A 15,236-nucleotide genomic window follows, 5' to 3' on the forward strand; every position below is an offset into this window, starting at 1 on the left:
ATTTATCATATAAAGTCTGCTGAAAATTGTTTAAACAAAAGGTTTTACTCTTTATAAACAGGGATTTCCACATAGCTGTCATTATACCATTTTATCTGAAGAGGCTCACCGGAATCTTTTATCGTTTCATCACTTACATCTTTACCGGAACCATAATTGATCTGCCAGTTAGGATTTTTATTCACACCTACCAATAACAGAAGTTTGCTTCCCTTCTCTATTTTTTTGCTTATAAAATAGGAATTGTTAATCGGAATCTGTTCCATTGTATTGGGTTCAAGAAGCTGTCGTTTCTCATTGTTCTTCGCATAGCTGGCTCTCACGATATGAGTGGATAATAACGAAGACTTCCCATCAGGTTGAATCTGGTACAGATAAGTATCCGTATCAAAGTCTTTTTTATTGATGGAGACATTGAAGAATCCTGAAAGATTTCCACTGATGATCATATCCTTATCCAATACTTCACTTTCAAAAGCAACAGAATTGGTCATTTTTATGCTGTCTTTTTTGCTGACTTTATAGTAAATGTCTTTCTGATCTCTGTTTTTAAAATCAACAATCTGAGTTGTGAAGCTTTTAGTCTCAGGCTTATTAAATACCGAAGAAGTGTTTTTCTTGTCCTGAAGGTAAAATTTCAGGGTAGAAGTATGCATTTTGTCAAGATCAGAAACATGTTTCCAGGTATTAGTATTCATCACCTGAAAATTAATTCTGTCTTTTAAAATTTCCGGTTTTTTACCTCCTTTGAGAATATAATCAAACCATGAAAAAGCAAGGTCGTCAATGCTTATTCTTGCTGCCGGATCAATGGGATTGCCGTTCACATAAGTAAAACCGAAACTCTGCGCTCCTCCATGATTATAGGGACCTATTACCAGATAATGATTTGCATTTTTATTGTACAGATGATGTTGTTTAAAATAATACAGCGCACCTATCTGATCATCATCATAATATCCTGTTGTCGTCAGAATTGGAATATTAATTTTAGAAAAGTCCTCTTTGTAAGGAACCATTTTCTGCCAGTATTGGTCATATCCGGGATGATCCAGCCATCGTTGGAATATCTTGCTTGGCTTTCCGCTTATCGTATCTAAAGATCTGAATGCTTTTCCGCTTTTGTACCATTTTGTATAAATAGAATCCCATTTTACAGCATTGCCAAAATCAGCTTCATCTGTAAATTTATTATTGGTCACATATTGTATCCACTGCAGCATGTAGCTCATGAAGATATTATTCTGAGCAGGATAATCAATTCCGATGCCTACCGCAACCTGAGGAACGATGGTCTTTAATGCCGGATGCAGTTTTTTTACTGCCGCCCACTGGCTGAAACCCAAATAGCTTCCACCGATCATTCCCACTTTTCCGTTGCACCAAGGTTGTTTGCTTACCCAGTCTATTACTTCATAGATGTCTTCAGATTCATGCTCAAAAGGATTGTTTACATTATTACTGTTTCTTTTACCGCGGGTATTGACTACGGCTCCTACATAATCATACGTGGCAGCTCTCTTTCCAAAGAATTCATCAAATGAACCTGCGTAAATGTTATTGGTAAGAATAACCGGAAGAGGAGTAGTGTTCCCCTTTTTTCTGACAATGGTAATTGTTAAAGTATTTCCATTTTTTATCTTAAGATCTTTGGTTTCGATAATGAATCTTTCCTTGTCTTTTGATGTCAGCAGCAGCATCACCTGAGGTTTTATACCGGAATAGGTTTTGTAACTTAAATAGCTTTTGCATAGAGCAAGTGCTGTTCTGTAATCAATACTGTCTTTGTCTTTTTGTTTTTCCAGTACTTTTTTTAGCTGCTTTCTGGATTCTTTTACGTCCCCGTCAAGAGCAAGCCTAAGTCTGGGAATCAATTTTTCAGGAAGACTTTCGTATTTTTGATTAAACACTTTCTGAAGTGCATTGGAAAATGAAGTGTTGCTTTCTTTTTGTGCCAGTTTAGCCAAGCTGTAGAGTTCAAATCCAATATATCTGTATCCTCCCATATTATGATCGGCAAACAGACTACGGTTTTTTGAAAGAGAAACCAGTGAATTTTTATAATCCTGGGCAGCCATCTGCAAACGGAAAAGATTGTCCATGAGGTCAACGGTGTTTTCCGGTTTATACTTTGCAGATTGAAGATGAGGAATCACTTGCTGTGCAAGTCCCGGTATCTGTTTTTCCAATATAACAGAGTCAGTTACAGCTGTCTTTGGAAAGTAAAATTTTTGTGCCTGCAGGAGGTTTACAAAAATTAATGCTAAAAGAATCTTAAATTTCATGAGATGGTGTGTTTATGGTATGTTTTTAGCTGCTGTTGAAAAAGTATCCAATTTAAATACGTTTTTGATAACTGTTAATTAAAATTGTTTACATTTTATCAAACGAAAGTAGTAAATTTTATCATTGTACAGTGAGAAAATTTTCATTGTTATGAAATAAGAATTAACAACCATTAACGCTGTTAAAACTTGCTTAAACAATAAGTTTTTAATATTTTCGTTAACTTATTTAGACTAATTTTCTTATACAAGAAGAATGAAATCAAAAAAAATACTTTTAGCGGCTGCTGTAATTTATTTCGGAATCTCCGATGCTCAACAGTCCCAATATTTTACCCAGAAAGAAAATTACAGGTTTAATCTAGCCGAAAATCTTTATCAGACTAAAATATACAACGCTTCACAATACGAATATGCAAGACAATATTTCTACAATCAGAATTTGTCACGTTCGAAAAAGGAAGCCGCACAGTTTTTTGATAATGTGATTGGTGTGATTCTTCAGAAAAACCATGCTGAAGAAGGGTTAACAGCTTTCATGAAAGAATATCCTAATTCTGCTTATTTTGCTCAGGCTAATCTTCCGCTGGCAGATTACTACTTAGCAAAAAAAGATTTTGATAAAGCTTTGGAGACTTTGAAAAAAGTAAACCAGTATCAGCTTTCAAAAGAAGAGAATACACAGTATATTCTGAAGCTTGGATATGCAAAATTCATGACGGGTGATTCTAAAGGAGCTATTGATGCTCTGGAGGAGGCTTATAAAACAGCGGATCAGTCTCAAAAAGGAGATATAGCTTATATGCTGGGGCATTTATATTACAGCAACAGACAAAATGATAAAGCTTTCCAGTATTTTGATTCTATAAAAGATCAGGATAAATTCTCAAAGCTGGTACGTCCTTATTATGTACAGATGTATTATAATGATAAGAACTATGACCAGGCGATTACAGAAGGAACAGCTCTGTTGAACGAAAATATTTCAGATTCTTATAAAGCGGAGGTTCATAAAATCATCGGGGAGAGTTATTTCATGAAAAATGATTATACGTCTGCTTATCCGCATTTGAAAGATTATCTGAGCGTACAGCAGAATCCATCTGAAAACGATTTGTACGAGATGGGATTTGTGGCTGCACAGCTGAAAAAATATGATGAGGCGGTTTCTTATTACAACCAACTTCTGAACAGCAATTCAGCGTTGGCACAAAATGCTTACTATCAGTTAGGAAATGCTTATCTGGCAGTAGATAAAAAACAGGAAGCTCTTTCTGCATTCCGTTCTTCTTATCAGATGGATTACGATGCGAAAGTGAAAAAACTGGCTCATGAACAGTACGCTAAATTAAGTTATGATATCGGTAACCCGTTTGAAAGCCCTTCGGCGGTGATCCAAAGTTATATCAACGAAAATCAGAATGGAGCCAATGATTCAGAAATGAGATCATTATTGGTAAAATCATATCTGTATTCCGGAAACTATAAAGAAACTCTGAACGCTATTGACAGATTGCAGAGTTCCACTCCTGAAATCAATAAGGTAGATCAGGAGGTTTCTTATTTATTAGGAACTGAAGAGTTCAACAAAGGAAACTATGATGAAGCTGAGAAATATTTCTTAAGAAGTCTTGGTTTTAATCTTAATAAAGAATTTAACAGCAGAGCTTTATATTGGCTGGCACAAGTGTATTACCAAAAAGGAAATTATCCGTCTGCCATCGCCCGTTATGAAAAGCTTCTTACCGAAAACTTCCCTGAAAAGCAGCAGCTGCCTTATGATTTAGGATATGCTTATTTTAAATCCAAGAAATTTGATCAGGCTGCAACTTACTTCAAACAATATCTTACCAATCCGAAACCGGAATTTAAAAATGATGCAGAACTTCGTCTTGCAGATATTCATTATGCCAATAATGATCTGAACGAAGCCATTGCCATCTATGATAAAAATGAAGATGCAACGGATTATACTTTGTACCAAAAAGCAATGGCTTTAGGATTCAAAGGAGATACACAGGCGAAGATCACGAACCTTAAAAATCTTTTATCAAAATATCCAGGTTCTGAATATTACGATGATGCTCAGTATGAAATAGGAACAGCTTATGCGGCTCAGGATGATTTTGCCAACTCCAATGATTATTTCGGAAAAGTAATTAAAGATTCTTCTGACAAAGATCTGATTGCTAATGCTTCTATTTACAGAGCGCAGAATTATATAGATCAGAACCAGAATGACAAAGCACTTTCTGAACTGAAATCTCTGGGTGAGCAGTATAAAAATACGGCTTATGCCCAAAAGGTTGTTCAGGCAGCAAAACCTATCTTCACGAAAAACGGAGATGTTTCAGGATATGAAACCTTCGCCAGAAATATCGGCGTGAATGTGGATGCTTCTGAAATTGATGAGATCAACTTATCTACCGGAAAACAATACTTCTCTAAGAAAGATTATAAGAACGCAATTTCTTATTACGAAAAGTACCTTACACAAAATCCGACAGGAGAAGGATTGTATCAGGCGAAGTATGAATTGGGAGAAAGTTATTATCAAACCAATAATTCAACTAAAGCTTTACTTGTGCTTCAGGAAGTTGCTGGAATTCAGAATGATTACCAGGATGATGCACAAACTCGTTTAGCTCAGATCTTCCTTGCACAAGGGAATACTGCAGAAGCGAAAAAGTACCTTGAAGGCATTAAAAATTCTTCCAATATCAGCATTAAAAACTATGCAAATGTTGAGCTGATGAAACTGTATGCAGAAGAAAACAATTTCTCTGAAGCGGAAAAATTAGCCAATGCAGTGATTGCCAATTCTAAAAATTCGGCAGCCGTTATTGAAACTGCGAAAGTGATTAAAGCAAGAAGTCTGATGAACTCAGGAAAAGATAAAGATGCACAGTCTGCCTATACCTCTCTTGAAAAATCATCCAACACTTCTGTAGCAGCGGAAGCTTTATATGCAAAAGCATACTATCAGAACAAAGGGAAAGCGTTCAAGTCTTCTAATGAGACGATCTTTAAGCTTGCAAATAATTATGCATCAGAAGAGTTCTGGGGAGCAAAAGCGTTGGTGTTGATGGCGAAAAACTATATCGGCCTGAAAGATAACTACCAGGCAAGTTATACCTGTGATCAGATCATTGCAAACTATAAGGATTTCCCTGAAATTGTTGCAGAAGCAAAAGAAGTTAAAAAACAGATTAAGAAATAGTACATGAAGGTTTTTAAAATTGCTGTTTATTCTTTCTTAGTTTCGGTTTCACTCTGGAGCTGCATTCCATCGTACAGTGCATATCCTAAAGAGTATAACCGTGCAAAAGCTGACTTTCCTAAGCAAAAGGCTTTTGTAGTGAATAAAGAACTTAAGAAGGAATTTGAGATTTTAAAACATTCTGATATTTATGAAATTGTGGAAGACAGTACCCATGCAGCTAAAATCACGCTGCATCCGATGCTGACCCATACTCCTCCATGTGGAAACCCTATGATTGGCAGTATGCTTACAGTGGGGTTATTGCCTTCGGGATTTCCATATGATGTTTCTTATAGTTATGATGTAGCTGAGAACAGTACAACGAAAAATTATCAATACAAATTACAAGTTTATCAAAGCCTTTGGCTGTTTAATATATTCAGACTGGGGAGAACTTTTTCAAAACAGTCGGGCAAAGCTTTATTAGGCAATTATATTGCTTCCAATAAATAAAAACCCGTTATATATTTTTTTCAAATAAAGAAAATATGAACAAGAAGATTCAAATATTATCCATATTATTTTTAGGAATTTCGTCAGTGGCGTTTTCCCAGATCAAGGAGGAAAAACTGGTTCTTAACAAAAAAAGAGAGCCGGAAGTGAAGAAGATCGAGAAGAAGAAGACTTCTGTGGAAACTATTAAAAACTATCCGCCGGAAGAGAAATCGCAGACTCCTGTGAAATATACCATCACGGATGTTCCGGCAGTTTCTGATTTCAAAACTTCAACGATTCAGGGTGAGGATGTGGCTCCGAAATTTGACGGAACGGCTCAGAATAATTACTTCCAGATCGGAATGGGTAATTATGGTAAAGTCTTAGTAGACGGAAACATATCTAAAACTCTTGAAAATAAGTTTGAAGTAGGAGCAGATGTTCATGTTCTTTCTACGAATGGTCTTAAAAAAGAGTATGACTGGAAATCCGGACAGACTTCGGCGAATATTGGTGCTTTCCTGAACTCTTACGGAGAAAAAGGAAAATTCAATATCAATGCTGAATACGGCTTAGATAACTATAATTATTACGGGATCTATGCCATGCAGCCCACTGGTGAGCTTGATCTGAAACAAAAGGTCAACCAGTTTAAAGTAAACGGATACTATGATTTTTATTCCAATGAAATCTTAAATGATGTAAGGGTAAAATCATCTTTCCTGAAAGATCATTTTGATGCTCAGGAAAACCAGGTTTCCATTCTTGCGAACTTTTCCAAGCATGCTGTAGAATTAGGAAAATCAGGAATTAATCTGAATGCCGACCTTGGAGTAGGATTGGATGCCGTGAAGACAGATTTTGCGATCAGAGATAAAAACTCTTCCAATTTCTTCAATACCAGCCTGACTCCGAAAGTGACGTTCAGAAAAGGGGATTCTTATTTGATGTTAGGATCTACATTCTCTTTCCTGAATGCTAAAAACTCCAATGATCAGTTAGAACAGCAAAAAAATAACAAAACTTACTGGTTCCCTCAGGCAGAATTCCAGTTTGCAGCTGCTAAAGAATTCAAATTCTATGGTGGGGTAGACGGAGGTCTGAAACTGAATACTTATGGAGATATGTTACAGACGAATCCATTCATCCTTTCTGACCAGTTTTTAAAGCCTACAGAGACGAAATATCATTTTTATGTAGGATTGAGAGGAGATATTGATGAAACGCTGAAATACGACTTCTCTGCAGGATATGGAAAGATGAGAGATATTATGTTCTTTAAGGCCAACGGTCTTTTTGATAACACTTCTGTTAACCGTTCTGCGTACAATTTTGCCAATACATTCTCTGCAGTATATGACGATGGAAATGTAAGCGATATCAAAGGTAGCGTGCAGTATTTCCCGTTAGCAAACCTGATTTTAGATGCAGAATTAAGGTTCACCAAGTATGATCTTAAGAATTACGACAATATTTATAACGTTCCATTGTTCAATGCGAGCATCGGAGCAAAATATACAATGCTTGACAAAAAGCTATTGTTAGGATTTAAAGGAATCTTTGCAAGTGACAGAACAACAAACTCTTATGCAATCGAAGGAGTAGGAGCTCCGAATGTAATCTTCCAGTCTACGGAGAATACAAACGACAAAGTTGGTGGTTATGCTGATTTAAATCTTTCCGCAGAGTATAAAATTCACAAAAATTTCAGTATTTTCGCACTCGGAAATAATCTTCTGAGCTCAAAATACCAGACGTACAAAGGATATAAAGTCCTGGGTGCACAGATTCTGGGAGGTGTGAAAATTACTTTCTAGAGTATAAAAATGAGTAATTAATAATAAACTATATTTGTTACTTATTATTAATTACTCATCAAAATGGCTTCGTAGTTCAACTGGATAGAATATCGGATTTCGGCTCCGAGGGTTGGGGGTTCGAACCCCTCCGAAGTCACAAGGCTTAAACCAATCTCACAGAGGGTTTAAGCCTTTTTTATTTATTAATCAGTAACAAACGCAATTCTATTGTGAAATCATTCTTTCTGTAATGAATACTTTTTACATAATAATAGTCCGGATGTAGAAGTAATCATTATTCAGCCGGAAATCAACATTGGGGAAATCAGGAACAGTCCCTTTAATTGGAATTTTATTCTTCAACAAAGTTTTGAGCTGACTTTACAACTGATATTTTACCACCAACAGAACATTGACAGGTAGAGGAATCTAAGAGCTCTTTTTTGCCTTCAATTTCAAAATCAGAGGTATTATCCCATTTTACAGGTGAAGGGGTGCAGGAAGCCCTTAAAATGCTGCATATCCCGAAAGTCTTTATATTGGTGTTAGATTGTTTATCTTCTTCTGTAGCCTGTAGCTTACCATCAATGCTCATAAAGGATTGACTGGTGACTGTGAGCGGAGCTGGTGAAGCTCCTTTGTCGCATTTGAGTTGGGTTTTATCCGTGATATATTGAGGCATTATTAAAGATTTTAAATTGTCTTTTTGTCCATAGTAATTTTCACGATTATTCTGGTGAAGATAAAAGAGTAACAATTTTTTCAAAATTATTTTCTTTAGCAATGTCTAATGCAGTTTTACCATCACTATCTTTTATTGAAATATCAGCACCTGATGAAACTAAAATTTTTACAGAATCATAATTATTGTTATTGACAGCATAAATCAAAGCTGAGTTTTTAAAATTGTTTTGCGCATTAATATTAACACCTTTATCTATCAGAAGTTTAAGAAGGTTACTTCGGTTATTAATAGCGGCTATCATTAATGAGGTTGTTTTATTACCATCAACAATTTTAACATCTGCATTATTTTTAATTAGAAGTTTGGCAATACAATCTTTTTTGTCATTATTGCATGTTTTTGCTTTAATTTGTTTTTTTTGTGAATTCATTTGAGCAGCATCTGTAAGTTGAGGTTCTAATGTTTGTTCACAAATTGACAACGCATTAAAAAGAGGTGGGCCTATAGATTTTCCACTATAAAATTGTATTATATTGGGATTGGCTTTATTTTTTAAAAGTATTTGCACAAATTCAATATCTCCACGCGAAGACGCTATTCCTAATGGAGAACTTCCAGACTGAGATATACAATTTACATTTTTTGAAAGAAGTTGTCTGAATTCTTTACTGTTATTTTGAATAATTGCATTACTCAGTTTGTCACATTCAGAAATTTGAGCATTAACTATTACATAGAAAATAGAACTTATTATTAACAAAAATTTCTTCATTACTATATTATTTAGGTTTGTAGCTATTATAATTCCCTTTATCCGGATGTAATCTTATCCCTCCATGATTTTTAGGCTGTTTTTTCAATATCTCCCATTTTCCGTTAACTAAAAACTCTATATGTGAGCCACTAGTTGCTCCAAAAGTTTCTCTTTGAAAGAAATCTGCTGTAGCCTGAGCAATGGAAGGTTTAGGAGTATTCTTAGTATTAAGTGCACTCCAGTAATAGGCAGGTGGGGTATCTGAGTATGTCCAGTTTGAAATTCCCGAATTACATCCCCAAAATTTTATGGTTGCATTTGCACTGAACAAATCATTCCTTTTTTTGAGCTTTAATGCTTTTGATGTTAAATAATCATCAGTCAATAATGCACCAATCTCTGCTTCTACTACTTCTTCATATGTAATTTTTCTCTTTAATTGAAGACTTTGATTATAAGCGTTGGTTCGGGATACCTGGCTTTCATTGTTATGATAACCTAAATACAATCCTCCTCCTGCTGCATGTGAAAACACATGTAATTCATCTATCTGAAATGTTTTGAACTTACTCAAATATTCAAAGAAAGTATTTTTATTCTGCATGGAAACAACAATTATTTTTTCTTTGGGATATTTCTTTAATTTTTCTTTCTTTAAACTTTCTGCAAATTGTCCAAAGTCTCCCAAATCAGCACCATTTCCATAAAAAATTAAAATCCCTTTATTTTTTACCTGCAAAAGTATATCCAAATGTGAAACATCTCTCCCTTGTGCTTCTGATACAATTAAATTTAATCCATTCATCATTGGTTATTATTTAAAGATTCATTAGGTAGTTCTACGGCTTCTTTTAAAGCAGCAAATCCTTCTTTATTGACTGTTCCGGATAAAACTAATTCTTTTTGTCCATCCTTAATTTCTTGACCATCTTTATCAACCACTTTTAAAGATATGTTTTCTCCCTCTTCATAATTCCTTGTTTGAACTAATAAACTTACCTTACTGCCAAAATATGTATTGTCAATATCCTCGGTCATTTCAGCATCCATCCATTTAATATTAACAATTTGCTTCTCTTTAGTATAATCAAACTCACCATTTTGAGGAACTTTATTCATTTGAGGAGCTTTATATTCAATCTTATCTTTAGCGGTCAATAAGGAATTAGCTCCATATACATGCATCTTGTCTTTTGCTCCGAACTCTGTCTGCCCATCTGTATACCCAATAAATTTTTCTTTACCATAAAGGTCCAGGTGTGCTTTTGCTGATATTTCAGTATTAGTTCCGGCATTGATGATGGTTTTCTTACCACTATCCTGACTGATCTCCTGTTTAGCAATAATTTTGATATTTTGACCAACATTGGTCTCCATATTCTTTCCTGCTTTGGTTTCAATATTCTCTTCAATATCAAACTTCAGGTTCTTTGATTTTATGGTGATGGTTTCAGGAGCAGTAATGTTAATGTTGCTTCCCTCTGTATCAAACCTCAGTTCATTACCACTTTTATCTGTCAGTAAAATACTTTCATCTTCAGTAAATACCAACCTATGTCCACTTCTGGTCTGTAAGGATTTTACACGGTTATCCATGCCTCCTCCCAAGCCTACACCTCCATGAAACATTCCACCCATAGCAAAAGGAAAATCAGGATTATGATATTCAAATCCCACCATCACCTGGTCTCCAATTTCCGGAACAGTCACAAAACCTCTATTCTGGCTTATAAGATCTGTTCCTCCTGCATCTGGACTCATCATGCGGATAAAATGAGTGGTATCATTCAATTGCCAGTCAAATTGTACTTGTATTCTGCCTTGATTCAAAGGGTCAACGTTAGTGATAACCACTGCAATTTGCGGTTCTGCTTTAGGCACAACAAAATCAGGTTTAGGCATAAATCCTGTCCCTTCAGCTATTGCTTCAAAACTTCCTGTATAATAGCCTCTTGCATCCACTTCATGGCTTACTTCTGTCATCATCAAGGTGGTGAAGTGGGAAGTTTGATTACTGTCCTGGTTTCTCATGTCTATGTCAGCTACACAGCCTATGTATAAGAATGGGACTGTTGTCTTTCCTGAAATGGTAAAAACCTCTACAGCTTTACTTCCTCTTGCACTCTTCTGAGAATCATCCACATCCAGAAACATATTTGCATTAATAGGGGTGGGAGTAAGTGATCTTGTTTTAAAAATCTTGTCATTCAGTGCGTAAGCTTTGGCTGATAAATTCCCTGAGTGCTTAATGTCATCATTAGAACCCAGCATTTTTGCATGATTGCTGCTATTGTACCCAAAGTATTCTGGTTTTGTATGAACTGCCTTTAATTCTACCTGTACATCTGTAATATTGCTGCCATAAATAAGTTGTATAGACTTTTCAGACGGAGGAAGCTTTCCAAAATGTAAAATATACCCATCGTAGTAAAACTGTTCTCCATAGGCTTCTGCTAATCTTGCAAGATAATTGTAATGTGTTTCGCAGTATTGAGAACTGTACCTGATGTAACTTTTGTTTTGAGTTTCTATTCTGAAATCAAACTTATTCGTCTCCAGTGCTTCCTTAATGACTCTATCTGCAATGATAGCAGTGTTTACGGATTGGCTTCCTCCGAAACTCTGTGTATGAAGAGCTGAATCCATTAAAATAGTAGGACTGTACCCTTTCAAAATAATATTACCCAGGCTCATCTGTTCCTGGCTAAATGCAATCTTTGTAATGACTCCTACAAATGTTCTTTCAGGACTTTCGTTTTCTGTATCCTTATATTTAAAAGTTACTGTAATTCGCTTTCCTAAAAATTGCTGGGCTTCTTTAAGATTATGGTTTTGGATTTCTCCTAAAGAATCATGAGCTAAAGTCAGTTCAAAATAGTGGTGCGTTCTGGCACTTTGCTGTAAACGGAAGTGTTTAAAATGACTGATAGATTTCCCTTCAACCACAATATCAAGTTTAACCACACGGTTAATACCTGAAATATGGTTTTCTGAAATCTTTTCAGAATTGGAAATATTCTTTCTCATTAATACTGTGGTATTTGCGTTTATATCACCAAATATAGATAAATGTATAATACCACATATGCAAATCCTGGAAAAATTCAAAAAGTGTAGTAAAACTACGATTCGATATCCATATAAACTATTTTAAAATATATTGTGAAATTAGAGTTTTAATCAGAATATTTTACAATGGGAAGTGTCTTTCTTCGCCTAATTTCCAAACTTCTTAACATGCACCCTTTTCTCTGAAACCTTAATGACAAATGGTTCAATATGTATTATTTTTCCTGCCTGAACTGTAAATTCCCGGCTTATTTTCTCAGAATAGGTGTTGGCAGGTAATGAAGTTTCTACAAGTTCTATTCTGTAATTTCCAGATCCAAGGAAAGACCCGATTTCGCCATTGTCATCGGTGATTATATGCTGTAAAAACTTATCTTTATCATAGATATTGAAGATAATTCCTGCTGTTTTAGGATCAAATTCCAATGCTTTTTTAGGATCAAATTCATACGTGATTTTTCCCAGCATGGTTCCGTTTTGATGCAGTGGAACCTGAAGAGAATAACTGCTTTTTTTCACCTCAAACTCCAGTTCATTATAATACCATCCCTGCTGGATTACCTGCTTGAGCATATAGTTACCATACGGAATTGCTTTGTACACAATTTTACCACTCTGATTGGTTTTGAAAGTGACATTGTTGATCATAATGATGTAATTTTCAGCACTTTCGTCACCCTCATCATATACATTATTATTGTTGTTGTCATAAAATACAAATGCAGTTATTTCTCCTTTTTTGCTGGCAATGAGTTTATTAGGCTGGAAGTTCAGTGTGACACCTGCTTCAATGGTAAAAAAGTTATTGCTGAAATTGTTGGAAGAATAATTGAACCAGGAAGAATTCAGGAATACTCCATATCTTTCTTTGGTGTATTTCAGGTTGACAAACCCCGAAGGAGACTTACCATATAAAACATCATCGGTGTAGGATAATCCTGAAGTAATATTGAGCTTTTCGCTTAACAGGTTTTTATTAACAAAAGCGGATACTGAAAATTTCTTATACAGGACGTTTCCATTGAAATTTCTTGATGAAGCAAATTCCGAGAGATAATAGCTGCCATGTTGATATATTCCGTTTATATTGAACCATTTATAGCTGTAATTTCCAGTGATCTTCATCTGGTATTCCGAATTGTTATCATCGGGATATTTGACTGCTCCAGCTTCCAGTGCCAATAATGAAGAGTGCTTTCTGTTATTGCTGATCCATGTTGTATTCTGGTTGATCCTAAGGGCTTTCAGTGTTTGTAATTCCTGATTTCCTGAAGTATCAAAAAAATTATTGTAGCTGTTAGAACTTTCCTCCTGATATTGGGTACCCACAGCAAATCCGAAATTTTTCCTTTTCGCAAAGTTGATTCCAATATCTCCTCTTATGGTATTGGATTTAAAATCATTGATATAAGAGTAAAATTTTGGTGAAAAGTTAGAGACCATTACATTCGCGTACAAATAATGATTTTCAAAAACCGGGGTTGAGAAATTCTGCTGTATTAGTAACATTCCTCTTCTGTTTCCGGGATAATAGTCACTGCTGTAGAAATAGTTTCCATTCAGATTTACTTTTTTGATAGTTCCTGAATACTGTGTTTCTAAAGCCAGGGAAGGTTTGGTAAGGTGTGTATTTTCATAATAACTCAGACCGCTGTATACTTTGGAATTCATTTTCCAATCCTTATTGAAAGAATATTGAATATCTGTACCGAATACATGATGATTCGCCTTTTCATAAGGGTCATTTTTAAAAATATAAGCTGCTGAGAAATTTTTCGATGCATTTTGAGCGCCCATGATTCCCCTGGCATAAAATCCATATCCGTACTTCAGGAAAGAATTTCTTTCAATAAGGCTGAAACTCTGGTCAACAAAACCTACTTCTATTTTCTTTTCTTTATCTGAAGAAGTGTACGCATATTCTGCCCCTCTTCCAAATAATGAAACTTCCATCATTTTACTGATATTTCCTAAGGTAAATTCACTTTGTTCCCTGTGATAAGATACATAGGTATTGGTCACAACAGGATCACTTTGATTGTTCAGCGTATAAATATTACCACGTATAAACATATAGCCTGAAGGAAGATTAAAACCGCCTGACCCTATCAGCTGATACATATCTGTAGTGCTGCCGACGCGTCTGTAGCTGGCAGTAATGGTATTTTTGCTGTAATTTGAAAACAGATCAAATTCCATATCCTGATAACGCTGGGTAGAAGAAACATTTTGCACCGATATAGAAGTATTGCCAAAAATGTCTTTGTCCGGTTCTCGGAAACCAGCAATATTAACTGTAAACTGTGAGCTCTTCAACAGATTTCCGGAAGGCATAAACCGAAAAACAAATACAGAATCTTTTTGCACATCAATAGTTCCTTTTTTTTCTATAAAAAGGTTCTTTTGGGTAGCTTCGGGGATTTTAAATACAATGGTAACATGCTGCTTTTTGTTTCCTAAGTTTGAAACCCTTGCCCGGACTTCCAGAGAATCTTTATTAGTTCCCATGTAGACAACAGGATTTTCAGCTGTTATCTTCATATTATTATTCTCCATCACCACATAGGGAAGGCTCTTTTTTACAACCTGTTGATTTTTTTCATCGGTAATGGTGAATGTGAGATCTGCTTTACCGGAAACGATAGTGCTGCTGGCCAGTATTTTAATGGGAATAAACAGATTCTGGCCGGGATTCAGTTCTATTTCAGCATTGCTGTCAGAAATTGTTCTGAAACCTTTGGGAGTCTTCACTTCAACTTTACCTTTAAAGTGTTTGTTTTCATTGTTTTTCAAAACGAGCAGAATCTCAATAATGTTAGGATTAGCCTGATTGGGCTCATTACGGATCTCCATGCTTATAGCTGTACCAGTCTGGGCCGAAATCCAAATGGAAAACGGGATCAGAATAAAAAGTATTATTTTCCTGAACAGCCTGTTATGAAGCATT

General features: G+C 35.4%; 9 protein-coding genes and 1 tRNA gene. 4 read left to right on the forward strand and 6 right to left on the reverse strand.

The features are described from left to right. Window positions 1-44: 44 nt before the first annotated feature. Complete coding sequence (locus SFA27_RS08930) at window positions 45-2,285, reverse strand: CocE/NonD family hydrolase (RefSeq protein ID WP_407297750.1); 2,241 nt, start codon at window positions 2,283-2,285, stop codon at window positions 45-47. 256 nt (window positions 2,286-2,541) lie between these two features. On the opposite strand from SFA27_RS08930, the gene SFA27_RS08935 reads away from it, so the two are divergent. The 4 genes from SFA27_RS08935 to SFA27_RS08950 all read left to right on the forward strand — a co-directional run bounded on the left by SFA27_RS08935 (window position 2,542) and on the right by SFA27_RS08950 (window position 7,938). Beyond that, on the forward strand, window positions 2,542-5,505 hold the full coding sequence (locus tag SFA27_RS08935; protein WP_407297752.1) for a tetratricopeptide repeat protein: 2,964 nt from the start codon (window positions 2,542-2,544) through the stop codon (window positions 5,503-5,505). A 3-nt stretch (window positions 5,506-5,508) separates the two neighbouring features. Further along, on the forward strand, window positions 5,509-6,000 hold the full coding sequence (locus tag SFA27_RS08940; RefSeq protein WP_407297754.1) for a hypothetical protein: 492 nt from the start codon (window positions 5,509-5,511) through the stop codon (window positions 5,998-6,000). A 35-nt stretch (window positions 6,001-6,035) separates the two neighbouring features. Beyond that, window positions 6,036-7,799, forward strand: coding sequence for a TonB-dependent receptor (locus SFA27_RS08945; RefSeq protein WP_407297756.1), 1,764 nt, complete (start codon window positions 6,036-6,038; stop codon window positions 7,797-7,799). Window positions 7,800-7,864: 65 nt separating this feature from the next. Further along, window positions 7,865-7,938: transfer RNA gene (locus SFA27_RS08950), tRNA-Arg, on the forward strand. 195 nt (window positions 7,939-8,133) lie between these two features. On the opposite strand, the gene SFA27_RS08955 is transcribed toward SFA27_RS08950, so the two are convergent. The 5 genes from SFA27_RS08955 to SFA27_RS08975 all read right to left on the reverse strand — a co-directional run bounded on the left by SFA27_RS08955 (window position 8,134) and on the right by SFA27_RS08975 (window position 15,235). After that, window positions 8,134-8,463 (reverse strand): DUF4280 domain-containing protein, encoded by a 330-nt coding sequence (locus SFA27_RS08955; RefSeq protein ID WP_407297758.1) that lies wholly within the window; start codon window positions 8,461-8,463, stop codon window positions 8,134-8,136. A gap of 46 nt (window positions 8,464-8,509) precedes the next feature. Beyond that, window positions 8,510-9,238: an ankyrin repeat domain-containing protein gene (locus SFA27_RS08960; protein WP_407297760.1), complete on the reverse strand. Its 729-nt coding sequence runs from the start codon at window positions 9,236-9,238 to the stop codon at window positions 8,510-8,512. A gap of 7 nt (window positions 9,239-9,245) precedes the next feature. Next, window positions 9,246-10,028 (reverse strand): hypothetical protein, encoded by a 783-nt coding sequence (locus tag SFA27_RS08965; protein WP_407297762.1) that lies wholly within the window; start codon window positions 10,026-10,028, stop codon window positions 9,246-9,248. Then, window positions 10,025-12,247 (reverse strand): type VI secretion system Vgr family protein, encoded by a 2,223-nt coding sequence (locus SFA27_RS08970; protein ID WP_407297763.1) that lies wholly within the window; start codon window positions 12,245-12,247, stop codon window positions 10,025-10,027. The genes SFA27_RS08965 and SFA27_RS08970 overlap by 4 nt, the downstream gene beginning before the upstream one ends. Window positions 12,248-12,436: 189 nt before the next feature. Next, window positions 12,437-15,235: a hypothetical protein gene (locus SFA27_RS08975; RefSeq protein WP_407297765.1), complete on the reverse strand. Its 2,799-nt coding sequence runs from the start codon at window positions 15,233-15,235 to the stop codon at window positions 12,437-12,439. Between the last annotated feature and the right edge of the window lies 1 nt (window position 15,236).

Source organism: Chryseobacterium sp. HR92, assembly GCF_045689405.1.
Lineage (GTDB): Bacteria > Bacteroidota > Bacteroidia > Flavobacteriales > Weeksellaceae > Chryseobacterium > Chryseobacterium viscerum_A.